The following is a 24,748-nucleotide window of genomic DNA, read 5'->3' on the forward strand; positions in this document are numbered from 1 at the left end:
AGACGCCGACATGATCGGGGCCCCGGCCTCGTTGGACCAGGCAGGGACGCGACCAGCCGAAAACGGCGGCCGGCCGAGGGGCAGGGGTCAGCCGGCGAGGAGGGTGGCCATCCGGGCGGCCTGGGTCTCCCAGCGCCACTCCCGCTCCACCCAGGCCCGGCCGGCCGCACCGAACTGCCGGGCCAGGTCCCGGTCGGCGAGCAGGGTGGCCACCCGGTCGGCGAGCTGGGCGACGTCGTGGCCGGAGACGACGTACCCGGTCTCGCCCTCGCGGACGGCGTCCGGCGCACCCCCCGAGTCGCCCGCCACCACCGGCAGGCCGGTCGCGGACGCCTCCAGGTAGACGATGCCGAGCCCTTCGACGTCCAGGCCCCGGTTGCGGGTGCGGCAGGGCATGGCGTAGACGTCGCCGGCCGCGTAGTGGGCGGGCAGGTCCGCCGAGGGCACCGAGCCGGTGAAGACCACGTCCCGCTCGACGCCCGTCTGCCGGACCAGCTTCTCCAGGGTGCCCCGGTACGGCCCACCGCCGACGACCAGCAGCGCCGCGTCCGGCACCCGGCGGCGGATCGCCGGCAGGGCGCGGATCAGCATGTCCTGGCCCTTGCGTGGCACCAGCCGGGAGACGCAGACCACCACCGGCCGGCCGGCCAGCCCGAGCCGGGCCCGGACCGGCTCGCCGTCGACCGACGGATGGTACGTCTCGACGTCCACGCCGGGAGCCAGCCGGTGCAGCTCGGTCACCCCGTGCAGCGCCCGCTCCAGCCGGACCCGGGTGTACTCGCCGAGGTACGTCACCACGTCCGTGCCCCGGCCGATCCGGCGCAGCGCGGCTCGGGCTGCGGGCAGCGCCGCCCAGCCCACCTCGTGCCCGTGGGTCAGGGCCACCACGCGGCGGACGCCGGCGCGGCGGCGCAGCCCGGCGGCGAGCAGCCCGAGCGGGGCCGCCGCGCCGAACCAGACGGTGTCGCAGTCGTGCTCGCGGGCCAGCCGGGCGGCCCGGCGGGCGACCAGCGGGGTGGGCAGCAGCACCCGGGTGCGCTCCCGGACCACCTCGAACGGCTGGTCGGCGTCGAATTTCTCCGCCCCGCGCCAGCTCGACGCGTAGACCACCACGGAGCCGGTGGGCTGGCGGACGGCGAGGTTGTGCACGAAGGACTGGATACCGCCCGGGCGGGGCGGAAAGTCGTTGGTGATCAGCAGCGTGCGGCTCATCGGCCGGCCTCCCTGGCGTAGGCGCGGGCGGCGGCCATCCGCTCGACCGTGGACGGGTGCGACGCCGAGTAGAGGTACTCCCAGCGGGGCGGATCGGGATCGGCCAGGTTCACCCCGGCCAGGCGGCGCTGCATCGCCTCGAAGGTCGCCGGGTCGCCGGTGAGGGCGAGGGCGTGCGCGTCGGCCCGGACCTCGACCCGGCGGGACACCAGCGCCTGGACCGGGGTGGTCACCAGCCCGGCCACCGTGACCAGGGCGATCAGCAGCGGGAACGCGCGCGGCTCGGCGATCGAGTCGACGCCGGCCAGGCGCAGCAGCGGGCCGGCCGAACCGAGCAGGTAGAGCACGACCACGGCCAACGCGGCGCCCAGCGCCCCGGTCAGCGTGCCCGTCCACACGTCCCGGTCCTTGGCGTGCCCCAGCTCGTGCGCGACGACGCTGGTCACCTCGGCCGGGGTGGCCTCGCGCAGCAGGGTGTCGTAGACGACGACCCGGCGGGTCGGCCCGAGCCCGGAGACGTACGCGTTGACCGCGCGGGTACGCCGGGACGCGTCGGCGACCAGCACGTCGCGCACCGGCACCCCGTCGCGGGCCGCCATGCCCATCAGCTCGGTGCGCAGCGGGCCCTGCTCCATCGGGGTGAACCGGTTGAACACCGGCTCCACCAGCACCGGCAGCACGAACGACAGCAGCACCACCAGCCCGGCCGCGCCGGCCGCGCCGAACGCCCACCACCAGCGCGGGGCGAGCCGGGTCACGGTGTAGAAGCCGAGCAGCGCGAGCGCGCCGATCACCGCGCTGACCGCGTACGACTTGAGCAGGTCGGTGGTCCAGCCGGCCCAGCCCTGGGTGCTCAGCCCGTACCGGGTGAGGATCGTCTGCCGCCAGGCGGAGAGGGGCAGGGTGAGCAGGTCGGCGACGAGCACCACGGCCAGGCCGCCGAGCACCGCCTGGGCGATCCAGTTTCCGCCGAACGGGCGCCCTGCCAGCTCCACGAGGCGACTGCCCAGCGGGGTGAGCCCGAGCGCCAGGGCCACCAGCAGCCCGAGGGCGAGGCCGGCCCAGCCGGCGGGGCGCAGCGCGGCCCGGAACTCCCGGCTGTGGGCGACCTGGTCGACGGGCAGGTCCCGCAGCGCGGCGAGCTGGTCGGCGCGCGGGGCCGGCGGCCGGTGCCACGGCACCAGCAGGGCGCCGACGACGAGCAGCGCCACAGCCAGCCCGGCGAGGGTGAGCATCGCCCAGCCGCGCGGCGTCATCCCGCCACCCCCGCCACCCGTGCCATCCCGACCACCCGTGCCATCCCGACCGCCAGGCCCCGGGCCAACAGGGCACCGGCCAACAGGGCACCGGCCAACAGGGCACCGGCCAACAGGGCACCGGCCAACGGAGCACGAGCCAGCGGGACACCGGGCAGCGGGACACGGGGCAGCACTCGGCCGGCCGCGGCGGGGACCGCTGGTGGGCAGGTCGACGTCGGGTCGTGTGCACCGCTGTCGCGTCGTACCCGCGTCATGCCACTCCTCCCGCCGTGAGCGCCCATCCTATGGCCCGACGGCGGCGGAGCCTGGGCGGGCGGCCTGCGGCGGTCGCGCCGACCGGCCCGCGACAGCCCCCACCCCGACCGGCGGCGGGCGGCAGGCGGACGGTTACGCCACCCGGCGGCGGGCCGGGCGGGCGCGGGGCGCCCGGACGGGCGCGGCGGGCGGGAGCACCTCGACGTCGAAGCCGGCCCGGGCGAACACCTCGATCGCCCGCTGCTCGGCGGCGCCGAGCTCGCCCCCGGGCCCGTCGGCATCGAACAACGCGGTCACCAGGCAGCCGGAGCAGCCCGCGCCCCGGATCGCGCACCTGTCGCAGTCGATCAGCATCGTTCCTCCTGAAGCGATGCGTCGGCGGCGGGCGGAACCGACCTGGCCGACCACGTCGTCGCCCAGGTCGCCGTCGTCACCGCCCGGCCACCGTCGGTCATCCCGACGCTACGGCTTGGGTACGACAGAATCGGACAACCAGCTCGCTACGGCCCAGATCCGAGCAAGCGCCCCGGATCAGGAACGGGCCAGCCGGCGCAGCAACGAGTCGGCGCCCAGCGGGTACGCGCCGTGCCGGCGCACCCCGTCGGCGACCTCCCGGTCGGAGGAGACCACCACCACCGGCCGGCCCGCCGGCTCGGCCCGGACCAGCCGCCGGATCAGCTCGTCGGCGGTCTCGCCCTTGCGGGAGAAGAGCACCCGCACGCCGCGCGGGGTGGGCGGCAGGCCGTGCATCCGCTCCGCGCCGTCGAAGACGACGGTGACCTCGTCCCCGGTCTGGGCCGCGATCCCGCCCAGCCCGGTGATCAGCCGCTTGCGCTGCTGTTCCAGGGACATCTCGCCGAAGCCGCGTTTGGTCACGTTGTAGCCGTCGACCACCAGGTGCGCCTTGGGCAGCGCGAGGAGCTGGTCGAGGCGGGCCGGGTCGTCGGTGTCGCGGGCCCGGGTGGCGGCGCCGGCCGGGGTGGGCGCCGACCGGTCGGTGAAGGCGTCGGCGACGAAGTCGGCGGGAAGCTGGTCGACCGGGTCCAGCGCCAGCTCGCGGCGCAGCCCGACGGCGGCCTGCCCGATCGTCTCCAGCAGCAACCACAGCCTCGCGTCATCGACCGAGCGGGCCTCCTTCGCGCTGACCCGGGCCACGCCGGCCGCCGCCTCGGCATCGGCCAGCCGGGCCCGGGCGCGGCGCAGCTCGGCGTCCGCGTCGGCCGCGGCCCGGGAGGCCCGACCCCGCTCGGTGGCCAGCAACTCGCCGGCCTTGCGCTCCCGGGCCTGGGTCTCCCGCAGGGTCCGGGCGAGCTGGCGGCTCTCCTCGCGGAGCTGGCCGAGCTCCTCGCGGACCCGGGCCAGCTCGTCGCGGAGCTTGTCGGCCTCCACCCGGGCCACTGCCCGGTCGTGCTCGGCCCGGCCGGCCCGCTGCTCGGACTCGCGTATCAGCTCGTCGACGACGGCCTTGTCCGCCTCGGCCCGCACCGCCGCGCCGCTGGCCTCGATCAGCTCGCGCCAGCCCCGGGGCCGGGCCAGGTACGCCAGGGCGGCCACCTCGACCGGGTCGGCGGCGGCCGGGGCGGTGCCCTCGACCACGGCGGCCCCGAGGTCGCCGGCGTCGGCGAGCACCCGGGCGGTGATCCGCTGCCGGAACAGCGGGTCGGCGGCGAGCTGGGCGGCGATCACCGACGCGCCGAGCCGGGCCCGGCGGTTGGGGGCGAACTTGGCCACCCGGCGCAGCGGCACCGGCACCTCGTCGCCGGACAGGACCGGCAGCACGGCGGCGGTGAGCGCGACGATCCTCTGGCGTACCGGCTCCGGCAGTGTCGGCTCCGGCTCCCCGAGGGGCGGCTCCGTCAGGTCGGGCTCGCGCCGCAGGTCGGACGTGCGGTCGGTGTCCGGGGAGTCCTCACCGGGGTGGTGCATGGCACCGGCCGACACCTCCCCCGGGAGGTTGTCGTCGCGGGGCTCGGTGAGGGGCATATGGCAAGTCTCCCACCGCGACCGGGCCCACCGCCCGGTGAGTGAGCCGATCTCTCATCCTAGACCGGTGACGACGTCTGGGGCCGCTGATGCGGGAGTGTCGCACCCGCGGACTAGCGTGCCGCAGGTGGCACGAGAGGAGTACGTCCAGCAGGCGCTGGCCGGTCTGGACCGGGCCGCCGGCGACGGGGTGGACCCGGCCCTGCCGCTGTATGCGACGACCTTCGTGGTGGTCGACCTGGAGACCACCGGCGGCGCGCCGGACGGCGGTGGGATCACCGAGATCGGCGCGGTCAAGGTGCGCGGCGGCGAGGAGCTGGGAGTGCTGGCCACCCTGGTCGACCCGGGCGTGCCCATCCCGCCGTTCATCACCGTGCTGACCGGGATCACCCAGGCCATGCTGATCCCCGCCCCGCCGATCGAGCAGGTGCTGCCGAGCTTCCTGGAGTTCATCACCGACGCGGTGCTGGTCGCCCACAACGCCCCCTACGACGTCGGCTTCCTCAAGGCGGCCTGCGCGCGGCACGGCTACCGCTGGCCCAACCCCCGGGTGCTGGACACCGCGGCGCTGGCCCGCCGGGTGCTCACCCGCGACGAGGTGCCCAACCGCAAGCTGGGCACCCTGGCGGCGTACTTCCGCACCGCGACCCAGCCCACCCACCGGGCCCTCGACGACGCGAAGGCCACCGTCGACGTGCTGCACGGGCTGATCGCCAGGCTGGGCGGGCACCGGGTCGACACGGTCGGCGAGGCGATCGAGTTCGCCCGGGCGGTCACCCCGACCCAGCGGCGCAAACGGCACCTCGCCGACGGGCTGCCGAAGGTCCCCGGGGTCTACATCTTCCGGGCCGCCGACGACCGGCCGCTCTACATCGGCACCTCCGGCGACATCGCCACCCGGGTGCGCAGCTACTTCACCGCCGCCGAGAAGCGGGCCCGGATCTCCGAGATGCTCGCCGTCGCCGAGCGGGTGGAGGCCGTCGAGTGCGCCCACTCGCTGGAGGCGGAGGTGCGCGAGCTGCGGCTGATCGGCGCGCACGCGCCACCGTACAACCGGCGGTCGAAGTATCCCGAGCGGATGGTCTGGCTCAGGCTCACCGACGGGCCGTACCCCCGGTTGTCGGTGGTCCGGTCGCTGGCTCCCGGCGACGAGGCCTACCTGGGGCCGTTCAGCTCCCGGCGGGCGGCCGAGCTGGCCGCCGCCGGCTTCCACGACGCCGTGCCGCTGCGCCAGTGCACGCACCGGCTGTCGTTGCGCACGGTCACCCCGGCCTGCGCGCTGGCCGAGCTGGGTCGCTGTCCGGCGCCCTGCGAGCACCGGATCACCCCGCAGGAGTACGACGACCGCGCCGTCGCGCCGTTCCGCACCGCCACGGCCAGCGACCCCGGTGCCGTGGTGGAGGCGCTGCGGGCCCGGATCGAGGCGCTGGCGGCCGACCAGCGCTACGAGGAGGCGGCCGTGGTGCGCTCGCGGCTCGCCGCGGTGCTGCGCGCGACGGTACGGATGCAGCGGCTGGCCGCGCTGGCCGGCATCGCCGAGCTGGCCGCCGCCCGCCCGGCCGCCCGGGGCGGCTGGGAGCTGGCCCTGGTCCGGCACGGCCGGCTGGCCGGCGCCGGGGTCTCCCCGCCCGGCGTCCACCCGCGGCCGACGCTGAACGCGATCCGGGCGACGGCCGAGACGGTCCCGCCCGGCCACGGCCCGGCGCCCCGGGCCTCCGCCGAGGAGTCGGAGCGGATCCTGTCCTGGTTGGAGCGGCCCGAGACCCGGTTGGTGGAGATGTCCTCCGGCTGGTCGTCGCCGACGACCGGTGCGGGCCGCTTCCGTGACCTGCTCAGCAAGGCCGAGGGCGCATCGTCCCACCAACTCTCGACCGAACGCCCATGACCAAGTGACCGATCGGACGACCCTGCCTCGCTTAGGCTGTTAAGGAAGTGCAGTACTGCCCGTTTCGTGGGCCTGCTCCCGGTTGCCGTGCCCGGCTGCCTGTGGAGCCGGGGTGAGGAGGTGTCCCTCGTGGACGTCGACGCCGGACACGGCGCCGCCCTGGGGGGCGCGCTCCCGACCCAGCCGGGGGAACTGCCCCTGGCCCGTCGGCTGCGGTCGCTGCTGAGCTGGCCGAGCGCCGAGACAGACCCGGTCACCCACCTCGTCCGCACCCACCGGGCGATCCACACCGGCACCGACCCGTCGGTGCTGCGCCGGGCGTACACGATCGCGGAGAACATGCACCGCGGCCAGTTCCGCAAGAGCGGCGAGCCGTACATCACCCACCCGCTGGCGGTCGCCCAGATCTGCGCGGAGCTGGGCATGGATCCCACCACCCTGGTCGCCGCGCTGCTGCACGACACGGTGGAGGACACCCGCTACACCCTCCAGGCCCTGGCCGAGGACTTCGGCGGCGAGGTGGCCCACCTGGTCGACGGGGTGACCAAGTTCGACAAGGCGTTCTACGGCAAGGCCGCCGAGGCGGAGACCACCCGAAAAATGATCATCGCGGCCGGCAAGGACGTCCGGGTGCTGATCATCAAGCTGGCCGACCGGCTGCACAACATGCGCACCCTCGGGGTCCGCTCGGCCGCGTCGCGGGAGCGCATCGCCCGCAAGACGCTGGAGGTGCTGGTCCCGCTCTGCGACCGGCTCGGCATCCAGACCCTCAAACGCGAGCTGGACGACGTGGTGCTGCTGCACCTGGAGCCCGACGAGCACGCCCGGATCGCCCGGTTCGTGCACGACCGGCCCGGCTGGGGCGCGTACCTCGGCGACGTGGTCGCCAAGGCGAAGGTGGCGCTGCGCCGCAGCCGGGTCGACGCGGAGGTGGCCCCCCGGCCCCGGCACCTCTACTCGATCTGGAAGGACACCGTCGCCGGCGGCCACGGCACCCCGTACGACCTGCCCCGGATCGTGATCGTGGTGGACGGCCCGGCGACCGACTGCTACGCGGCCCTCGGCGCGGTGCACGGCCTCTGGCGGCCCGCACCCGGCCGGTTCAAGGACTTCATCGCCTCCCCCAAGAACAACCTCTACCGTTCGCTGCACACCAGCGTGTGCGGCCCGAAGAACCGCACGGTCGAGGTGCTGATCCGCACCGAGGAGATGCACCGCGCCGCCGAGTACGGCATCGCCGCCGACTTCCGGTCCCCCCGCACCGCCGGGGCCGCCGCCCGCGCCCAACAGCTCGACTGGCTGCGCCGGGTGCTCGACTGGGAGCAGGAGACCGCGGATCCGGCGCAGTTCCTCCAGTCGCTGCGCTGCGACCTCGCCGAGGCGCAGATCCAGGTGGTCACCGAGGGCCGGCAGGTGGTCCTCCCCGCCGGGGCGACCCCGGTGGATGTGGCGTACGAGCTGGGCCCCGACCGGGGCGACCGCTGCCTGGCGGCCCGGATCAACGGCCGCCTCGCCCCGCTCTCCTCCGAACTGGACGAGGGCGACGTGGTGGAGATCTTCACCGAGTCCGCCGCCGAGACCGGCTTCGAGGCGGACGTCGCCCCGCGCGGCCCCCGCAAGGAGTGGCTCGGCTTCGTGAAGTCCCCGCACGCCCAGATGCAGATCAACCGGTGGTTCGCCGAGCACACCGAGCCGGGCATCTCGATCGCCGACAAGGTCCGCCTCGGCCGGGCCACCATCGGGCTGACGCTGCGCAAGCACAACCGGGGGCTGGCCAGCGACCTGCCGCTGCTGCGGCTCTCGGAGGAACTGGGCTACCCGGATCTGGAGACCATGCTGGTGGCGGTGTTTGACCGGGCCATCGAGCCCGACGCGGTGGTGCTCCAGCTCATCGACCTGGTCGACCATCGGCACTGACCGTTCTCCCCCCGGTGGCCGGCCCGGCCCGCGCCGGCCACTAATCTGGACCCATGATCCCCCGCTCCCGCGCCACCGGACGGGCCTTCGCCTATCAGGTCTTCTACCGGCTGCCCGTGTCGGTGCGGCGCCGGCTGGTCCGGATCGCCACGCCGAAGTACATCGTCGGGGCGGTCACCCTGGTCCGCGACACCGAGGCCGACGGCCCCGGCCGCCTGCTGCTGCTGCGCCAGCCGCCGGGCCACAGTTGGACGCTCCCGGCCGGGCTGCTGCAACGCGGCGAGGACCCGGTCGTCGGCGCGGCGCGCGAGCTGTTCGAGGAGTCCGGGGTCCGGCTCGCCCCGGACCGGCTCCGCCCGGCGGCGCCGAACGCACTGGTGCACGCCAAGGGCTGGGTGGACATGGTCTTCGAGACCGAGGTCCCGGCGTCGACCACTGAACTGAAGGTCGACGGCGCGGAGGTCTACGAGGCCGCCTGGCACCCGCTGGACGACCTGCCCCGGCTAAGCCGGGCGACGGCGAACCTGCTCGGGTACTACGGCATCGGGCCGCGGGCCGGCGAGGTGCCGCCGCACCGCCCGACGGTGTGACCGCCCCGGTCCCCGCCGGGGGCGGGCCGGAGGTCTGCGCGGTGGTGCTCGCCGCGGGCGAGGGGACCCGGCTGCGCCCGCTGACAGAGCGGCTGCCCAAGGCGCTCTGCCCGGTCGGCAACACCCCGCTGCTGGACCGGGCGCTGGCCCGGCTGGCCGGGCTCGGCCTCACCGGCCCGACCCGGGTCTCGGTGAACGCCTGCTACCTCGGCGACCAGGTGGTCGCGCACGTCGGCGGCCGGGCCCACCTGTCGGTCGAGCCCGGCGACCCGCTCGGCACGGCCGGCGGCGTGGCGAACCTGCGGGACTGGATCGCCGGCCGGGGCGTGCTGGTCGGCAACGCCGACGCGTACCTGGCGGATCCGGCCGCCGTGCCGGGCCCGGACGTCGCCGCGCTGCTGGCCGGCTGGGACGGCGAGACCGTACGCCTGCTCGGCCAGCCCGCCGACGACCCGGCCGCCCCCGGCACCTTCGACGGCCATCGGTTCGTCGGCTTCTCGCTGCTGCCCTGGCGGCTGGTGCGGGGCCTGCCCGTCGAGCCGGGCGACCTGGTCCGGGCGGTGTGGCGGCCGGCCGAGGCGGCCGGGGCGCTGACCGTGGTGCCGTACCGGGGCACCTTCTACGACACCGGCACCCCGGCGGACTACCTGGCGGCGAACCTGCACGCCGCAGGCGGCGGCAACCTGGTCGACCCGAGCGCCACGGTCACCGGTCGGTGCCGGGAGGCGGTGGTGGGTGCGGGGGCGACGGTGCGGGGCGAGGTGACCCGGTCGGTGGTCTGGCCGGACGCCGAGGTGGCCGCCGGAGAGCGCCTGACCGGGGTCATCCGCGCGGCGGGGGGCCTGACCGTCCCGGCCGCGCCCCGCTGACGACGGCCCGCCGGCAGCGGACCCGTTGCGGCCTGCCGGTCCCGGTCCGGGCGGATCGGGCGGCCTCTAGCATGGTGATCGACGCCGACCGGCGGGAGTGGACGCACGACGAAGGAGCGGACCCGTGATCACCGCGATCGTACTGATCGACTGCGCCACCGACTCGATCCCCGAGGTGGCCGAGAACCTGGCCAACCTGCCCGGGGTCAGCGAGGTCTACTCGGTGGCCGGGCACGTCGACCTGATCGCCATCGTGCGGGTCCGGGAGTTCGACGAGATCGCCCAGGTGATCGCCGGCAGCATCTCCAAGGTGCCGGGCGTGTTGGACACGGAGTCGCACATCGCCTTCCGGGCGTACTCCCGGCACGACCTGGAGGAAGCGTTCGCGATCGGCATGGCCAGCGCGGACTGACCCGCCCACGCACGGCGGTGGCCAGCCCACCGGTCGGTGGGCTGGCTACCGGCGGTGTACGACGTCAGCTCACGCTCGGAGCCGGCGCCTCGGTGTTCTCCGGGGCCGGCGACTCGGTGGTGCCGCCCGGAGTCGGGGCCTCGGTGGTGCCGCCCGGAGTCGGGGCCTCGGTGGTGCCGCCCGGAGTCGGGGCCTCGGTGGTGCCGCCCGGGGCCGGCGTCGTGGCGCTGCCACCCGGGCTGGGCGTGCCGCTGGCGCTGGTCTGCGGGACCGGGACGCCCAGGGTCTGGGCCAGGGCCACCAACGCGTCGTAGTGCGCCTGGAGCACCGGCAGGGCGTTCTGGGCCAGCTGGACCACCGACTGCTCGGAGCCCTGCGAGATCTCGGTCTGGGTGGCCTGGATGGCCTGGACGTGGCCGGCCAACTCGGCGGTCACCCACGCCTTGTCGAACTCGGCGCCGCTGAGGTTCTTCAGCCTGTCGATGACCTCCTGCTGGTCGGCGGTCGGCGCGTCCGGCAACTGGACGTTGAGCTGCTGCGCGGTGCTCTGCACCGTCTGGTCCAGCTGGGTGTGGTCCGTGACGAACTGGGCACCCAGGTCCTTGACCTGCTGGTTCTGGCCCTTGTCCTGCGCCAGCTTCCCGGTTTCCATCTCCGTCAGGTTCACCTGGTGCAGCGCCTGCAGGTACTGGGTGTCCTGCGTCGATGGCTGTGCCGCGGCCTGCGCAGCCGCCGCGGGCGCCAGCCCGACCACCACCAGGGCGGCGAGCAGCCCGAGACGTTTGAGACCCAACATGTTTCCCCCCCTTTTTCGTTGGACCGCACGGATACCCGGCTGACCCGGATTAACCCTGCCGGTTCCGCAGCCACCGTGCGTGCGGCACCAGGGGGCGCCCCCGGCGGTCGGCGGCCACCCGGAGGGCGAAAAAGGACGTGGCGCCCGCCGGAGGAATCCGGCGGGCGCCACGCTTGCGGTGTCTCGGCGGCTCAGCGGCGGCTCTCGCCGCTGCCGATCTCCTCCCGCTCGGGCCGGGACTCGACCGGCGGGTGCCCCGGCGAGACCGGCGCCTCGGCCGGCTTCTCGATCGGGTAGAAGAAGCCCCGGATGGCCGGGCCGAGGGCGCCGAGCCGGTTCATCTTCTTGGGCACCACCCAGCCGATGTATTCCAGTTCGCCGTGGCCGTCGTCGCCCGCCGCGGTGAGCGGCTGGTGGACTTCCTCGAACCGGCCGTTCGGCAGCCGCCGGATGATGCCGGTCTCCACGCCGTGGGCCAGCACCTCCCGGTCGTGCTGCTGCAGGCCCAGGCAGAGCCGGTACGTCACGTAGTACGCCAGCGGCGGGAGGACCAGCAGGCCGATCCGGCCCGCCCAGGTCATCGCGTTGAGGCTGATCTGGAACTTGTCCGCGATCACGTCGTTGGCACCCGAGAGGGTGAGCACGACGTAGAACGCCAACGCCATCGCGCCGATCGCGGTCCGCTCCGGGACGTCCCGGGGGCGCTGGAGCAGGTTGTGGGTGCGGGTGTCCTTGAGCCGGCGGGCCTCCACGAACGGGTAGAGCGTGGAGAGGCCGACCAGGATGCCCGGCAGCACGACCGTGGGCCAGAACAGCGGCGGGATGACGTACCCGTCGCCGATCGGGATGTTGATCTCCCAGGCCGGCATGAGACGGGTGGAGCCGTCGAGGAACATGACGTACCAGTCGGGCTGGCTGGCGGCCGAGACCACCCACGCCTCGTACGGGCCGAAGTACCAGATCGGGTTGATCTGGAACAGACCACCCATCAGGGCGATCACGCCGAAGACGACCATGAAGAAGCCGCCCTGCTTCAACGCGTACCGCGGGAACATCCGCTCGCCGACCACGTTGTCGTTGGTCCGGCCGGGGCCGGGCCACTGGGTGTGCTTCTGCTTGAAGACCAGGCCGAGGTGGGCGCTGATCAGCGCCACCAGCAGACCCGGGATGAGCAGCACGTGGGCGATGAAGAACCGGCTCATGATGATGTCGCCCGGGAACTCCCCGCCGAAGATCGACGAGGTGACCCAGGAGCCGATCACCGGGATCGACAGCATGATCGCGGAGGCGATCCGCAGGCCGGTGCCGGACAGGCCGTCGTCCGGCAGCGAGTAGCCGGTGAAGCCGGCCAGGAAGCCGACCCAGAACAGCAGCGAGCCGATGATCCAGTTGGTCTCCCGCGGCTTGCGGAACGCGCCGGTGAAGAAGACCCGCAGCATGTGCACGACGATCGCGGCCATGAACAGCAGCGCCGACCAGTGGTGCATCTGCCGCATGATCAGGCCACCGCGGACGTCGAACGAGATGTCCAGACTGGAGGCGTACGCGGCCGACATCGGCGTGCCCCGCAGCGGGGCGTAGCTGCCGTTGTAGACCACCTCGGTCATCGCCGGCTCGTAGAAGAAGGTGAGGAAGACACCGGTCAGCAGCAGCACGACGAACGAGAACAGCGCGATCTCGCCGAGCAGGAACGACCAGTGGTCCGGGAAGACCTTGTTCAGCAGCTTGCGCAGCGGGGTGGAGACCTGGAGCCGCTCGTCCATCCCCACCGCGGCCTTGCCCGGCACGGACGCCATGTCCAATTTACGACGCTTCACGGCCGCTCCCAGAAGTCAGGCCCGACGGTCTCGGTGTAGTCCGACCGCGCCACGAAGAAGCCCTCTTCGTCGACCTCGATCGGCAGCTGCGGCAGCCGCCGGCTGGCCGGGCCGAAGACCGGCCGCGCATTGTCGGTGATCAGGAACTGGGACTGGTGGCACGGGCAGAGCAGACGGTTGGTCTGCTGCTCGTACAGGCTCGCCGGGCAGCCCGCGTGCGTGCAGATCTTGGAGTACGCCGCGTAGTTGCCCCACATGTAGTCGCCGTGGCGGATGTCCGGCCGCGCGTTGGCCGCCCGGGACTGCTGGGCGTCGTCCTCGCGCAGGTGGATCAGCAGCGTCGGCGAGTCGGCGTGCTTGTTGCTCACCCCGTGCTCGATGCCGGGGAAGACGGTGAGCTGACCGCCGACGCTGACGTCGGCCGGGCGGATCGGCCGGCCGTCCTCGCGGACCAGCCGGATCTTCTTGCCCCCGACCGGCGCGAAGCCGGTGGTGAACATCTGGTTGTTCTTGTGCGGGTTGGAGATCAGGCCACCGACCAGCGGCGCCGCGGCGACCGCGGCGACCGGAGCCAGGCCGGCCAGCAGCGAGATGCCCAGCAGCGGGCGGCGCTTCACGCCCAGCTCGTCGGCGAGGAAGAGCATCGTCTCGCCGGTGATCTTGCGGCTCTCCGGCGCGTCGGGGTCTTCCACGTGCCGGTCCTGGATCGACACCTCCTTGGGCAGCAGCTTCTTGCCCCAGGTCAGGATGCCAAAGCCGACGCCCAGCAGGGCGAGGCCGAGGGTGAGGCCGAGCAGCGGGGTGTAGTACTTGTCCCCGCCCGAGCCCGGCTCGTACTTCCACGGCCACCAGATGTAGATGATCAGGAAGGCGGTCGCGGCCAGGCCGGTCAGCAGGAACATCGCGGCGACCGTGCGGGTCAGCCGCCGCTCTGCCCGGCTGCCGGGGACGACCTGCTCCTCGTAGTGGACGATCTCGATGTCGTCCCGACGCGCGCCCTCCCGGACGATGTCGAACCGGCTCAGCCGCGGATCGTGGACGTCGATCGGCTCCGGGCCCTGGTGGGCCTGGTGCTCGGTCTGGGTGCTCATGCCGTCACCTCGCTACGGGCGGTGCCGGGCTGCGGCACCACAGCGCTGAATCGAATGATCCGCTCGGTCACGACTTGCCCGCGATCCACAGGCTGGCGAAGACGAGCGCGACGATGCCGACCAGGAAGATCGCCAGTCCCTCGGTGGACGGCCCGTACCGACCGAGGTTGAAGCCACCCTGATCCTGGTCGGCCTTCAGGGTGCCCTGGATGTAGGCGATGATGTCCGCCTTCTGCTCCGGGGTGATCTGGTTGTCCCCGAAGACCGGCATGTTCTGCGGGCCGCTCAGCATGGCGGCGTAGATCTGCCGGTCGGTGGCGGGACGCAGGCTCGGCGCGTACTTGCCGGAGGACAGCGCGCCGCCGCCACCACCGAAGGCGTGGCACTGCGAGCAGTTGATCCGGAACAACTCACCGCCGGTCGCCAGGTTGGCGCCCTCGCGCAGGTCGCCCTCGGGGACCTGCGGGCCGCCGCCGAGCTCCTGGACGTACTGGCCGAGCTGGCGGACCTCCTCGTCGGTGAACACCGGCGGCTTGCGCATGGCCTGCGCCTCCTGGCGGGCCATCGGCATGCGGCCGGAGCCGACCTGGAACTCGACCGAGGCCGCGCCGACCCCGACCAGGCTCGGGCCACGACCCTCGACGCCCTGCGCGTTGCGACCGTGGCAGGACACGCAGCTCACGTCGAACAGCGCCTTGCCCTCGGCGGCGGCGCCGGTGATCGGCGGGTTTTCCTGCGCCTGCACGCCGGGGGCGAAGACGGTGTAGGCGCCGCCGGCCAGCGTCAGCGCGGCGATCAGCCGGAACGCGGCGCCCAGCCGGCGGCGGCCCCTGCTGCGCCCCGCGGACCGCTCGCCGCGCAGCCGCGCGAGCAGACCGCGTCGGCGGTCGTTGTCAGAAGTCATGACCTGTGTCCTTAACCGGTGGGACCTTGTCTCAGGGGACGGGGCAGCGGCGCGGTTCGTGACGCGCCATGATCACTGAAGCCAGTAGATCATGGCGTAGAGGCCGATCCACACGACGTCGACGAAGTGCCAGTAGTACGACACGACGATCGCCGACGTGGCCTGGGCGGGGGTGAACCGGCCCATGGTCGTGCGGATCATGAAGATGATGAAGGCGATCAGACCGCCGGTCACGTGCAGGCCGTGGAACCCGGTGGTCAGGTAGAACATCGACCCGTACCCGTCCGCGTTGATCTTCACGCCCTCGTGGACCAGGGTCCGGTACTCGTTCACCTGACCGAGCACGAAGATCAGACCCATCACGAAGGTGATCGTGAACCAACGCCGGAGGGCGTGGACGTCACCCTTCTCAGCGGCGAACACACCGAGCTGGCAGGTCACCGAGGACAACACCAGGATCACCGTGAAGGTGGTCGCGTACGGGATGTTGAGGTGCTCGGTGTGCTTCGCCCACTGCTCCGGCGCTGCCGCGCGGATGGAGAAGTACATCGCGAACAACGCCGCGAAGAACATGAGTTCACTGGAGAGCCACACGATCGTCCCGACGCTGACCATGTTCGGCCGTGTCAGAGAGTGGATCCGGCTCTTGTCAATGGCTGGGGCCGCAGTCACGCGGTCATTATTGCCCCTGACCACGGCCGGCGATCAGCCGGGGGGCAAACCGGCGGCACAGGTGGCCCGATCGTGGCGGTCCGGTTCGCCTGGCCTAGCCTGAAAAGCGTGCTGCACGTCGATTCGATCTTCGCCGCCACCTCGGCGGTCGCCGCACCGCAGGCCGTGGCGGCCGGCGGCGACCCGCTTCCGCCGCCGTTCACCGTCGCCCGGGTGTTCACCGAGACCCGGCTGGACAGCTGGCTGGCCCTCGGGCTGGTGCTCGCCGCCGGGCTGTACCTCTACGGAGTGCACCGGCTCCGGTTGCGCGGGGACCGCTGGCCGGTCGCCCGTACGGTGTTCTTCCTCGGCCCGGGCCTCGGCGGGATCGCCGCGGTCACGGTCAGCGGCCTGCACGCGTACGACACCGCGCTGCTGTCGGTGCACATGGTGCAGCACATGGTGCTGTCGATGGTCTCGCCCATCTTCCTGGCCCTCGGCGCCCCGATCACCCTGGCCCTGCGCACCCTGCCGGTCCGGCCGCGCAAGCGGCTGCTGGCGATCGTGCACAGCCGGATCGCCCGGATCTACAGCTTCCCGCTGGTGGCGTTCGCCATCTTCGTGGTGAACCCCTTCGCGCTCTACTTCACCGACCTGTACGGCTACACCCTCGAACACGCCTGGGCGCACGAGCTGGTGCACGCGCACTTCATCATGACCGGCTGCGTGTTCTTCTGGCCGCTGCTCGGGCTGGACCCGCTGCCCGGCCGGTGGCCGTACCCGGGCCGGGCGCTGCTGATGGTGCTGTCGGTGCCGTTCCACACCGTGCTCGGGCTCACGATCATGCAGAGCACCACGCTCTTCGGCGGCGACTGGTACCCGTCGCTCGGCCTGACCTGGTCGAACCCCTGGGACGACCAGGTGGTCGCCGGCGGGGTCCTGTGGGCCGGCGGCGAGTTCGTCAGTGTGACGATGCTCGCGGTCCTGGTGGCGCAGTGGATACGCCAGTCCGAGCGGGAGGCCCGCCGGCTCGACCGCGAGCTGGACCGCCAGGAGGCCCGGCAGCGCGCCGCGGAGGCGGCGGGAACAGCGGAAACAGCCTCCTGACCTGCCCTTTCCGGTACGCCGACCGCGCCGCGTGGGCGCAAGGTCGACGGGCCGGCGGCGGCGGGTACGATCAGCGGGCAGCTACGAGGTGGGAGCCAGCCAGCGATGAGCGATCGTCTTTGCACCGTCCTGCTCTACAGCGACGACCCGCAGGTCCGTGACCGGATGCGGCTGGCCGTCGGCACCCGGCCCGCCCCCGGGCTGCAGATCGAGTTCGTCGACGCGTCCGACTACGCCGGGTGCATCCGGGTGGTCGACGAGTACGAGATCGACCTGATGCTGCTCGACGGCGAGGCGAGCCCCGGCGGTGGCCTCGGCATCGCCCGGCAGATCAAGGACGACCGGGACGACGCCCCCCCGACCTGCCTGGTGATCGCCCGCGCCGCCGACCGCTGGCTGGCCGCGTACGCCGAGGTCGACGCCACCCTGGTGCACCCGCTCGACCCGGTGACCACCGGCACCACCGTGGCCGAGCTGCTGCGCAGCCGCGCCGCGGCCTGAGCCACTGCGGCCTGGCCTGAGAGCCACCGCTCCCCGGCCTGAGCCACCGCGCCCGGCGCCACCGGCGACGCCCGGCCCGACGCGCCGGCCCACGCCGGTCACCACCCGTCCCCGCACCCCACGCCCGATCGGGAGGCCCGCCATGGGCGAACGGACCTGGCCGCACCTGATCTCCGCGCTGCTGCGCGGCGAGGAACTCTCCACCGCGGACACCGCCTGGGCGATGGGCGAGATCATGGCCGGCTCGGCGGGTTCGGCGCAGATCGCCGGCTTCGCCGTCGCGCTGCGGGCCAAGGGCGAGACCCCGGCCGAGCTGGCCGGGCTGGTCGAGGCGATGCTCGGCGAGGCGGTGCCCGTCGAGCTGCCGGAGGAACTGCGGACGTCCGCGCTCGACGTGGTCGGCACCGGCGGTGACCTCGCCCACACCGTGAACATCTCCACGATGGCCGCCCTCGTGGTGGCCGGTACCGGGGTCCGGGTGGTCAAGCACGGCAACCGGGCCGCCTCGTCCCTGTGCGGCACAGCCGACCTGCTGGAGTTCCTGGGCCTGCCGCTGGACCTGTCCCCCGAGGGGGTGGCCCGGTGCGTGGCCGAGGCCGGCATCGGCTTCTGCTTCGCCGGCCGGTTCCACCCGGGCATGCGGCACACCGGCCCGACCCGGCGTGAGCTGGGCGTGCCCACCTTCTTCAACTTCCTCGGCCCGCTGACCAACCCGGCCCGGCCCCGGGCCGGCGCGGTCGGCTGCTTCGACCTGCGGATGGCGCCGGTGATGGCCGCCGTCTTCGCCGGTCGGGGCGACTCGGTGCTGGTGCTGCGGGGCGAGGACGGCCTCGACGAGTTCACCACCGCCGCGCCCACCCGGGTCTGGGTGGCCCAGGCAGGCACCGTCAGGGAGGCCCTGGTGGACGCCACCGACCTCGGGGTCCCCCGGTCCACCCTCGCCGAGCTGCGGGGCGGGGACGCGGCGTACAACGCCGGCGTGGCCCGGCGGCTGCTGGCCGGCGAGACCGGCCCGGTGCGGGACGCGGTGCTCGTCAACGCCGCGGCCGCGCTGGCCACCCAGGGCCCGCTCGACGGCGACCTGGTCGAGGCGCTGCGCGCCGGGATGGCCCGGGCCGCCGAGTCGATCGACTCCGGCGCCGCCGCCGCCTCGCTGGACCGCTGGATCGAGATCGCCCGCTCCGCCTGACCACCGCGGCCGAACGGCCGAGGCACCGGCGGACGTGTCGGACCTCCGTGGGAAACTACATCCGAGTAGTTTTCCGATGCCCGTTCCGGCCCGACCGCCGGTCGGGCCGCCGGCCACCACGTCGGCACACGCCGGCCACCAGGCCGTCCGACGTCCCCGTGGGTCCCCGGTCAGCCGCCCGACGGCACCGCGCGACCACGACGGCGTCCAGCAACGAGAGGAGACGCCCGTGTCGGACCGCGAGCTCTACTGCGACACCTGCGAGGGCGTGCAGCCGTTCGAGGCGCCACCGTGCGCCGACGGCCACGGGGCCGACTGCCCTGAGCTGGCCTGCACCGGCTGCGGCACGGCCGTGATGATCGGCACGTTCACCTTCCCGGCCACCCAGCCCGCCGGCCGCCGTCACCGCGCACCCCGCCACCGCGCGGCCTGACCGGCGCGACCCCGCCACCGCCAGCCCCGCCACCGCGCGGCCTGACCGGCACGGCCCCCGCCATCGCGCGCCCCCGCCATCGCGTCGGCCTGACCGCCACCGCGCGCCCCGCCGTCGCGTCGGCCTGAACCGGCACGGCCCCCGCCATCGCGTCGGCGTGTCACCTGACCTGCGCGCACCCCGGCAGGGCGGGGGGCGGACACACGGAAGCCCGCGCCCCCCGAAGGGGTCACGGGCTTCCGGAAGTGCCGGGTCGCCGGTCAGTGCTCGGCGGTGCGCCGGGTGCCGGTGTAGTACTCGAAGAGCAGGCCACAGGCGGCGAAGACAACCGACACCAGGCCCAGGCCGACCAGCCAGAACTGCCAGAACACCAGGCCGAGACCGGCGATCGCGGCGGACAGCGCCAGCCCGAACGGCCAGTAGCTGCCGGGGCTGAAGAAGCCGATCTCGCCCGCGCCGTCGGCGATCTCGCCGTCCGGCCGGTCCTCCGGCCGCAGGTCGATGCGGCGGGAGACGAACCAGAAGAAGCCACCGCACATCGTGCAGAGCAGGAACGACAGCAGCAGGGCGACGGTGCCGATCCACTCGACATGTCCGTCGGCGCCGTACGTCCAGGCGCCGTAGAGGACCGTCACGCCGAAGAGGAACCCGGCGATGACCAGGAAGATACGCCACTCGGTCTTCATGCCCGCTCCCTCAGCTTCCCGCGCCGGCGGCAACGTCGTCGGGGTTGAAGTTGGCCGTGTCGCGCCGCGTGTTGAACGGCTGCGTGGTGGAGGCGTACGGGTCCTCACCGATCGCGGTGAGCGCCTCCTGCGTCGACTTGCCGTCCCGCTTGGCGGCCAGGAACTGGTCGTACTGCTCCGGGGAGACGACCCGCAGCTCGAAGTTCATGAACGCGTGGTAGCTGCCGCACAGCTCGGCGCAGCGGCCGACGTACGCGCCCTCGGCGTCGAGGCTGGAGACCTCGAAGACGTTGCGGATGTTGCCCGGCATGACGTCCCGCTTGAACAGCATCTCCGGCACCCAGAAGGAGTGGACGACGTCCTTGCTGGTCTCCTCGAACCGGATGGACTGGCCGGTCGGCAGGACCAGGATCGGGATGACCTCGCTGGTGCCGAGCACCGACGCGACGGTGTTCGCGTCCTTGCCCTGGCCGTCGCGGTAGTTGAACTGCCAGTTCCACTTGAAGGCGACGATCTCGACCGTGACGTCCGGGTTCTTCGTCGTCTTCGTCACGTCGGTCTGCACGACCGCCGTGTAGTAGAAGAGCACCGACACGATCAGGATCGGGGCGATCGTGTAGAGGAACTCCATCGGCATGTTGTAGCGGGTCTGCACCGGCAGGTCGTTGCCCCGCTTCCGGTAGCGCACCACGCACCAGAAGATCAGGCCCCAGACGAACACGCCGACCGCGAGCGCCGCGATGCAGGACGCGATCCACAGGTCGTACATCCGGTGGGACTCGGGCGTGATGCCACCCTGCGGCCAGCCGAAGCCGCCGAACGTCTTGCCGACGTCGCAGCCCGTGAGCAGGACCAGCAGCGCCGCGCCGCCGAGGCCGAGCCCGGCGAGCCGACCAGCACCACGCCGCCGGCGTCCACCGACTCCCGGAGAAGCGCTGTGCCGTACGGCGGACTGCCGTACCTCCGAACTCCTTGCGACCACCTGGTCCTGCCTCCCTAGCGCGCCGCGGTGGTTGTTGTCCCCGACCAGCGGCAAAGGCGTCACCGACGGTCGCAGATTACTCGACCATGACGGGCCTGACCGTGTTGGGGTCACTGTCCACCCCCATCGGGGGGATCTTGAGGATACCGGCGCGATAGCGTCGGAGCCGTGAGCGCACCCCTGGTCTACCTGGACGCGGCCACCGCCGCGCCGCTGCATCCGGTCGCCCGGCAGGCCCTGCTGGCCGCCCTCGACGACGGCTGGGCCGACCCGGCCAGGCTCTACACGCAGGCCCGCCGCGCCCGGCAGTTGCTCGATGCCTCCCGCGAGGCCGCCGCGGCCACGCTCGGTGTCCGCGCCGACGAGCTGTCCTTCACCCCCAGCGGTACGACCGCGGCGCACTCGGCCGTGCTCGGCGGCCTGGCCGGGCGGCGCCGGGCGGGCGGGACGCTGGTGCACTCGGCGATCGAGCACTCGGCCGTGCTGCACGCCGCCGAGTGGCACGTCGCGGCGGGCGGCACGGCGACCAGCGTGCCGGTGGACCGGCTCGGCCGGGTCGAACCGGCCGCCTGGTCGGCGGCGGTCGCCGCCCCGGGGGTGGCCCTCGCCGCCCTGATCGGGGCCAGTCACGAGGTGGGCACCGTGCAGCCGGTGGCCGAGGCCGCCGCCGCGTGCGCCGCCGCCGGGGTGCCGCTGTACGTCGACGCGGCCCAGCTCGTCGGGCGGGCCCCGGTGCCGGGCGGCTGGTCGGTGCTGACCGCCAGCGCGCACAAGTGGGGCGGGCCGCCCGGCGTCGGGCTGCTGGTGGTGCGCAAGGGCACCCGGTGGGAGTCGCCGTGGCCGGCCGACGAGCGGGAGTCGGGGCGTACCCCCGGGGTGGTGAACCTGCCCGCGGTCGTGGCGGCGGCGGCGAGCCTGCGCGCGGCGGCGGCCGACGCGGCGGCCGAGGCGGCCCGACTGGCCCCGCTGGTGGACCGGATCCGGGCCCGGGTGGCGGCCGAGGTGCCGGACGTGGAGGTGGTCGGCGACGCGGTCGATCGCCTCCCGCACCTGGTCACCTTCTCCTGCCTGTACGTCGACGGCGAGGCGCTGCTGCACGCGCTGGACCGCCGGGGGTTCGCGGTCTCCTCGGGCTCGTCCTGCACGTCGTCGACGCTGCGCCCGTCGCACGTGCTGGAGGCGATGGGGGTGCTCTCGCACGGCAACGTGCGGGTGTCGCTGCACCGGGAGACGACCGGGGCGGACGTGGAGCGGTTCCTCACCGAGCTGCCCGGGATCGTCGCGGAGCTGCGCGCCGAGGCGGGGGTGGTGGGGCTTTGACCGGGCCGGGCGAGGGGGCAAGGCAGGACGGCGGGGCGCCGGACGGGGTGCTGGACTGTCGGGGGCAGCGCTGCCCGCTGCCGGTGATCGGGCTGGCCCGACGGCTGCCGGAGCTGCCGGTCGGCGCGGTGCTGCGGGTGCTCGCCGACGATCCGGCGGCGGCCGTCGACATCCCGGCCTGGTGCCGGATGCGCGGCCAGGAGTTCGTCGCCGCTCACCCCGAGGGCCCCGGCTACGACGTCCGCCGCGCCCACTGACCTACTCGTCGATCCAGATCAGGCGCAGCCGCCGCCCGGTCCTGGCGAAGAGTCGCACCGCGCTCCCCGCATCACGGAAGTGACCGGTGAGGGAGCGAGCGTCGTCGCACACCAGCGCGCCTTCGGTGAACGCGAGGCCCCAGGCGAAGACCTCCCCGTCGATCCGGTCGCCGTGCTCCTCGCAGATGGCGAACCGCCGGGGGGCGAAGTCGTTGGCCAGCTCCACGAGTGCCTGCTGGAACTCCTCGTCCGTGCCGAACTGCTCGACCGTCGTCTCGCCCACGAGCCACCTCCAGCCAACGTCCTGCGGGCCTGCGGGGCCGACCAACCCGCGATCGACCGGCTCACCACGCTCGCCACCCGCTCCGACGCCAAGACCTGGTGGGCGCCGTGGGCCGCCGTGATGCCCGACTGGTTCAAGACGTACGTCGGCCTGGAAGGGCTGGCCGACTCCGCGTTCGTGTTCGAGTCCATGGTCATCCCCGGCCTGCTCCAGACCGAGGAGTACGCCCAGGCGCTGACCCTCGGCACCGGGTTCGTCCGCCCCGACCACGCCGAGCGCTTCGTGTCCTTCCGGCAGACCCGGGCCAGGCGGCTCACCGACGACGAGCCGCTCACCCTGCACGCGGTGGTCGGCGAGGCGGCGCTCCGGCTGCGGGTCAACGGCGACGAGACCCGGCGGGCCCAGCTCGCACACCTGGCCGCCATGTCCGAGCTGCCGAACGTCACCGTCCAGGTGCTCCGCCCCGAGGACGGGCCGCACGCCGCAACGCCGCTGGGTAAGTTCGTGGTGCTGGACTTCGCCCACGTCCGGCCGATCGCCTACACCGAGGTGCTCGACGGGGCGATGTACGTGCAGGACCCGGACGGCGTCCGGACCTATAACATGGTGGCCGACAACCTGCGCCAGGTCGCCCTATCCCCCGCCGAGTCGCGCGCGTTGATCCGGGAGCTGGCCGGCGCGGCCTAACCCTCGGAGGCCACCATGCCCACCCCCGACCTCGCCGCCGCCCACTGGTTCACCAGCAGCCGCAGCGCCAACAACGGCGACTGCGTGGAGTGCGCCGTCCTGCCCGAGCTGATGGCGGTGCGCGACAGCAAGGACCGGTCCGGCCCCACGCTCGTCTTCCCGTCCCGCCAGTGGTCCGCGTTCATCGCCGCGACCGCCTCGGGCACCGTCGCCCCGCCGCAGGCTGCGGACGCGCGACGCTAGCCCCCCGCTCACCGCTGCGGCCACCCCGAACTGGGAGATCTTGGAAGCAAACGGCCCTTCCAGGGGCCGAAATCTTCCAAGATCTATCCGATCTCCGCTCTGACGGGACGGGCTTGCCATGGGTCTGGTCTGGCGCACGGTGGTCAGTGCCAACTACTGCATGTTCGGGTTCCACGATCCGACCTGCGAGGAGTCGGAGAACTTCGCCACGGCGATCTCCGCCGCGAGCCGGGAGGTAGTCGGCTGGGCGACGAACGCGGTGATGGTGCGCGTGGTAGCCGACCTGGTCAGCATCGACGTGCGGATCGAGGTGTTCGACGAGGCGCCGGCCGCGGACGATTCCGCTGATCTTCTGCGGGACGGGCAGCTCGAGGTGCCCGGCGGGTTGATCAGTGTGCTGTATTCGGTCGACGACATGTTCCAGCGCGGCGTGGATCTTCCGGCCGGTCCCGGCACGTACGGGGTGCGGGTGTGCGGCTACGGCCGCACTCGGGTACGGCAGCTACGGGAGAAACGCGTGGAGCCGGGCGGTCCGGGTGATACCGACCCCATCGGTGCGGCCCTGGCGGGCGTGGAGCATTACCGGATCTGTCTCTGGCAGGTGTCACCCGAGCCGCACTGGGAGTACGACGACGAGGACGAGTGACAGCGAATGTGCCGGCACGGCCGAGGGCAGCCGTTGCCCAGCGTGGGCACCTGGATCTTGACCCGGTCCAGCGGCTAGTCGTCGGCGAGGCCATCCGGGTGTGCAACGCCAGCACCGGGGTGAACCCGCGCTCGACCATCGCCGTCAACTCCTGGTCGAAGTCGCGGATGGTGGCGGGGCTGAGCCGTAGCGCCCGCGCCGACCGGTTGTAGCCTCGGCCCTCATGAGTTGGCTGCCTGACGACTTCGTCCATCCCGTCTACGTGCCCGTGCCCAACACCGCGCTTCACCTGCGGCCGATCCGGGAGGCGGACACCGCGCTCGACTACCCCGCCGTCATGGGCTCTCGAGAGCGCTTGTGGGAGATCTTCGGCCCGGCCTGGGCTTGGCCCAAGGAGACGATGACCTATGAAGAGGACCGCATCGACCTGCTGCGGCACGAGAAGGAGATAGCCGCGCACCAGTCGTTCAACTACGCGCTGCTGGACGAGGAGGAGACGGGGATCCTCGGCTGTGTCTACATCGACCCGCCCGAGCGCACCGGCTCCGACGGCGAGGTCTCCTGGTGGGTGGTGGACGACCTTGTCGGCGGCGAGGTCGAGCGCGCGCTCGACGCGCTGGTGCCGCAGTGGATCGCCGCCGACTGGCCCTTCCGGCAGCCCCGTCATCTGGGCCGCGACATCACCTGGCAGGACTGGCTGGCGCTGCCGCGCGCCTCGTGACACGCCGAGGCGGTGCCTGGATCGTGTCTGGCGACTGCGTGGAGCGTGCCGC

The 24,748-nt window shown here is 73.3% G+C and carries 29 protein-coding genes; 16 read left to right on the forward strand and 13 right to left on the reverse strand.

Annotated elements, in window-relative coordinates:
• Nucleotides 1-87: 87 nt before the first annotated feature.
• From OG617_RS05110 to OG617_RS05130, 5 genes are all read right to left on the reverse strand, one after another.
• Nucleotides 88-1,212, reverse strand: a complete 1,125-nt coding sequence (locus OG617_RS05110) for a glycosyltransferase family 4 protein (protein WP_405099121.1) — start codon at nt 1,210-1,212, stop codon at nt 88-90.
• Nucleotides 1,209-2,468 carry a M48 family metallopeptidase gene (locus OG617_RS05115; protein WP_405099123.1) on the reverse strand — a complete coding sequence of 420 codons (1,260 nt, stop codon included), beginning with the start codon at nt 2,466-2,468 and terminating at the stop codon, nt 1,209-1,211. The genes OG617_RS05110 and OG617_RS05115 overlap by 4 nt, the downstream gene beginning before the upstream one ends.
• Nucleotides 2,465-2,725: a hypothetical protein gene (locus OG617_RS05120; protein WP_405099125.1), complete on the reverse strand. Its 261-nt coding sequence runs from the start codon at nt 2,723-2,725 to the stop codon at nt 2,465-2,467. The genes OG617_RS05115 and OG617_RS05120 overlap by 4 nt, the downstream gene beginning before the upstream one ends.
• A gap of 133 nt (nt 2,726-2,858) precedes the next feature.
• The gene (locus OG617_RS05125) at nt 2,859-3,080 is read right to left on the reverse strand and encodes a hypothetical protein (RefSeq protein WP_405099127.1); all 222 of its coding nucleotides are present in this window, start codon (nt 3,078-3,080) and stop codon (nt 2,859-2,861) included.
• Between the two features lie 177 nt (nt 3,081-3,257).
• Entirely contained in the window at nt 3,258-4,709 is a 1,452-nt protein-coding gene (locus OG617_RS05130) for an NYN domain-containing protein (RefSeq protein WP_405099129.1), read from the reverse strand.
• A gap of 127 nt (nt 4,710-4,836) precedes the next feature.
• On the opposite strand from OG617_RS05130, the gene OG617_RS05135 reads away from it, so the two are divergent.
• The 5 genes from OG617_RS05135 to OG617_RS05155 all read left to right on the forward strand — a co-directional run bounded on the left by OG617_RS05135 (nt 4,837) and on the right by OG617_RS05155 (nt 10,382).
• Entirely contained in the window at nt 4,837-6,594 is a 1,758-nt protein-coding gene (locus tag OG617_RS05135) for a DEDD exonuclease domain-containing protein (RefSeq protein ID WP_405099131.1), read from the forward strand.
• Between the two features lie 129 nt (nt 6,595-6,723).
• Entirely contained in the window at nt 6,724-8,511 is a 1,788-nt protein-coding gene (locus OG617_RS05140) for a RelA/SpoT family protein (RefSeq protein ID WP_405104115.1), read from the forward strand.
• A 53-nt stretch (nt 8,512-8,564) separates the two neighbouring features.
• Entirely contained in the window at nt 8,565-9,101 is a 537-nt protein-coding gene (locus tag OG617_RS05145; RefSeq protein ID WP_405099133.1) for an NUDIX hydrolase, read from the forward strand.
• Nucleotides 9,098-9,970, forward strand: a complete 873-nt coding sequence (locus OG617_RS05150) for an NDP-sugar synthase (protein ID WP_405099135.1) — start codon at nt 9,098-9,100, stop codon at nt 9,968-9,970. Before OG617_RS05145 ends, OG617_RS05150 begins: the two co-directional genes overlap by 4 nt.
• Nucleotides 9,971-10,094: 124 nt before the next feature.
• Nucleotides 10,095-10,382, forward strand: a complete 288-nt coding sequence (locus OG617_RS05155; RefSeq protein WP_405099137.1) for an Lrp/AsnC family transcriptional regulator — start codon at nt 10,095-10,097, stop codon at nt 10,380-10,382.
• A 64-nt stretch (nt 10,383-10,446) separates the two neighbouring features.
• Here the strand turns inward: OG617_RS05155 and OG617_RS05160 are convergent, their stop codons facing one another.
• The 5 genes from OG617_RS05160 to OG617_RS05180 all read right to left on the reverse strand — a co-directional run bounded on the left by OG617_RS05160 (nt 10,447) and on the right by OG617_RS05180 (nt 15,662).
• Nucleotides 10,447-11,178, reverse strand: coding sequence for a DUF4142 domain-containing protein (locus OG617_RS05160; protein WP_405099139.1), 732 nt, complete (start codon nt 11,176-11,178; stop codon nt 10,447-10,449).
• A 191-nt stretch (nt 11,179-11,369) separates the two neighbouring features.
• The gene (locus OG617_RS05165; RefSeq protein ID WP_405099141.1) at nt 11,370-12,995 is read right to left on the reverse strand and encodes a cytochrome bc complex cytochrome b subunit; all 1,626 of its coding nucleotides are present in this window, start codon (nt 12,993-12,995) and stop codon (nt 11,370-11,372) included.
• Entirely contained in the window at nt 12,992-14,086 is a 1,095-nt protein-coding gene (locus tag OG617_RS05170) for a ubiquinol-cytochrome c reductase iron-sulfur subunit (protein ID WP_405099143.1), read from the reverse strand. The genes OG617_RS05165 and OG617_RS05170 overlap by 4 nt, the downstream gene beginning before the upstream one ends.
• Before the next feature lie 67 nt (nt 14,087-14,153).
• Nucleotides 14,154-14,990: a cytochrome c gene (locus OG617_RS05175; RefSeq protein ID WP_405099145.1), complete on the reverse strand. Its 837-nt coding sequence runs from the start codon at nt 14,988-14,990 to the stop codon at nt 14,154-14,156.
• Between the two features lie 72 nt (nt 14,991-15,062).
• The gene (locus OG617_RS05180; protein WP_387023613.1) at nt 15,063-15,662 is read right to left on the reverse strand and encodes a heme-copper oxidase subunit III; all 600 of its coding nucleotides are present in this window, start codon (nt 15,660-15,662) and stop codon (nt 15,063-15,065) included.
• 108 nt (nt 15,663-15,770) lie between these two features.
• Here OG617_RS05180 and OG617_RS05185 point away from each other — a divergent pair, with 108 nt between their 5' ends.
• The 4 genes from OG617_RS05185 (at nt 15,771) to OG617_RS05200 (ending at nt 18,871) form a co-directional block, all read left to right on the forward strand.
• Nucleotides 15,771-16,748: a cytochrome c oxidase assembly protein gene (locus OG617_RS05185; RefSeq protein ID WP_405099147.1), complete on the forward strand. Its 978-nt coding sequence runs from the start codon at nt 15,771-15,773 to the stop codon at nt 16,746-16,748.
• A gap of 105 nt (nt 16,749-16,853) precedes the next feature.
• Nucleotides 16,854-17,249, forward strand: coding sequence for a hypothetical protein (locus OG617_RS05190; RefSeq protein ID WP_405099149.1), 396 nt, complete (start codon nt 16,854-16,856; stop codon nt 17,247-17,249).
• 142 nt (nt 17,250-17,391) lie between these two features.
• Nucleotides 17,392-18,438, forward strand: coding sequence for an anthranilate phosphoribosyltransferase (gene trpD, locus OG617_RS05195; RefSeq protein ID WP_405099151.1), 1,047 nt, complete (start codon nt 17,392-17,394; stop codon nt 18,436-18,438).
• Between the two features lie 229 nt (nt 18,439-18,667).
• Nucleotides 18,668-18,871, forward strand: a complete 204-nt coding sequence (locus tag OG617_RS05200) for a hypothetical protein (protein WP_405099153.1) — start codon at nt 18,668-18,670, stop codon at nt 18,869-18,871.
• A gap of 260 nt (nt 18,872-19,131) precedes the next feature.
• Here OG617_RS05200 and OG617_RS05205 read toward each other — a convergent pair whose 3' ends face one another.
• On the reverse strand, nt 19,132-19,557 hold the full coding sequence (locus tag OG617_RS05205) for a cytochrome c oxidase subunit 4 (RefSeq protein WP_396682668.1): 426 nt from the start codon (nt 19,555-19,557) through the stop codon (nt 19,132-19,134).
• Between the two features lie 10 nt (nt 19,558-19,567).
• Nucleotides 19,568-20,539: a cytochrome c oxidase subunit II gene (coxB, locus tag OG617_RS05210; protein ID WP_405104116.1), complete on the reverse strand. Its 972-nt coding sequence runs from the start codon at nt 20,537-20,539 to the stop codon at nt 19,568-19,570.
• A gap of 168 nt (nt 20,540-20,707) precedes the next feature.
• Here coxB and OG617_RS05215 point away from each other — a divergent pair, with 168 nt between their 5' ends.
• Both OG617_RS05215 and OG617_RS05220 read left to right on the forward strand, forming a co-directional pair.
• Complete coding sequence (locus tag OG617_RS05215) at nt 20,708-21,859, forward strand: cysteine desulfurase family protein (protein WP_405099155.1); 1,152 nt, start codon at nt 20,708-20,710, stop codon at nt 21,857-21,859.
• Complete coding sequence (locus OG617_RS05220) at nt 21,856-22,116, forward strand: sulfurtransferase TusA family protein (protein ID WP_405099157.1); 261 nt, start codon at nt 21,856-21,858, stop codon at nt 22,114-22,116. The genes OG617_RS05215 and OG617_RS05220 overlap by 4 nt, the downstream gene beginning before the upstream one ends.
• Before the next feature lies 1 nt (nt 22,117).
• Here the strand turns inward: OG617_RS05220 and OG617_RS05225 are convergent, their stop codons facing one another.
• Nucleotides 22,118-22,399 carry a hypothetical protein gene (locus tag OG617_RS05225; protein WP_405099159.1) on the reverse strand — a complete coding sequence of 94 codons (282 nt, stop codon included), beginning with the start codon at nt 22,397-22,399 and terminating at the stop codon, nt 22,118-22,120.
• Nucleotides 22,400-22,519: 120 nt separating this feature from the next.
• Between OG617_RS05225 and OG617_RS05230 the strand changes: the two genes are divergently transcribed.
• From OG617_RS05230 to OG617_RS05250, 5 genes are all read left to right on the forward strand, one after another.
• Nucleotides 22,520-23,086 carry a DUF5753 domain-containing protein gene (locus OG617_RS05230; RefSeq protein WP_405099161.1) on the forward strand — a complete coding sequence of 189 codons (567 nt, stop codon included), beginning with the start codon at nt 22,520-22,522 and terminating at the stop codon, nt 23,084-23,086.
• A 15-nt stretch (nt 23,087-23,101) separates the two neighbouring features.
• Entirely contained in the window at nt 23,102-23,329 is a 228-nt protein-coding gene (locus OG617_RS05235; protein WP_405099163.1) for a DUF397 domain-containing protein, read from the forward strand.
• Between the two features lie 118 nt (nt 23,330-23,447).
• A complete protein-coding gene (locus OG617_RS05240) occupies nt 23,448-23,975 on the forward strand; it encodes a hypothetical protein (protein ID WP_405099165.1) in 528 nt (175 codons plus the stop codon).
• Complete coding sequence (locus OG617_RS05245) at nt 23,972-24,187, forward strand: hypothetical protein (RefSeq protein WP_405099167.1); 216 nt, start codon at nt 23,972-23,974, stop codon at nt 24,185-24,187. The genes OG617_RS05240 and OG617_RS05245 overlap by 4 nt, the downstream gene beginning before the upstream one ends.
• An 11-nt stretch (nt 24,188-24,198) precedes the next feature.
• Nucleotides 24,199-24,696, forward strand: coding sequence for a GNAT family N-acetyltransferase (locus OG617_RS05250; RefSeq protein WP_405099169.1), 498 nt, complete (start codon nt 24,199-24,201; stop codon nt 24,694-24,696).
• Nucleotides 24,697-24,748: the final 52 nt, after the last annotated feature.

The sequence above is a fragment of the Micromonospora sp. NBC_01412 genome, assembly GCF_045040215.1.
GTDB classification, from domain to species: Bacteria; Actinomycetota; Actinomycetes; order Mycobacteriales; family Micromonosporaceae; genus Micromonospora; species Micromonospora rubida.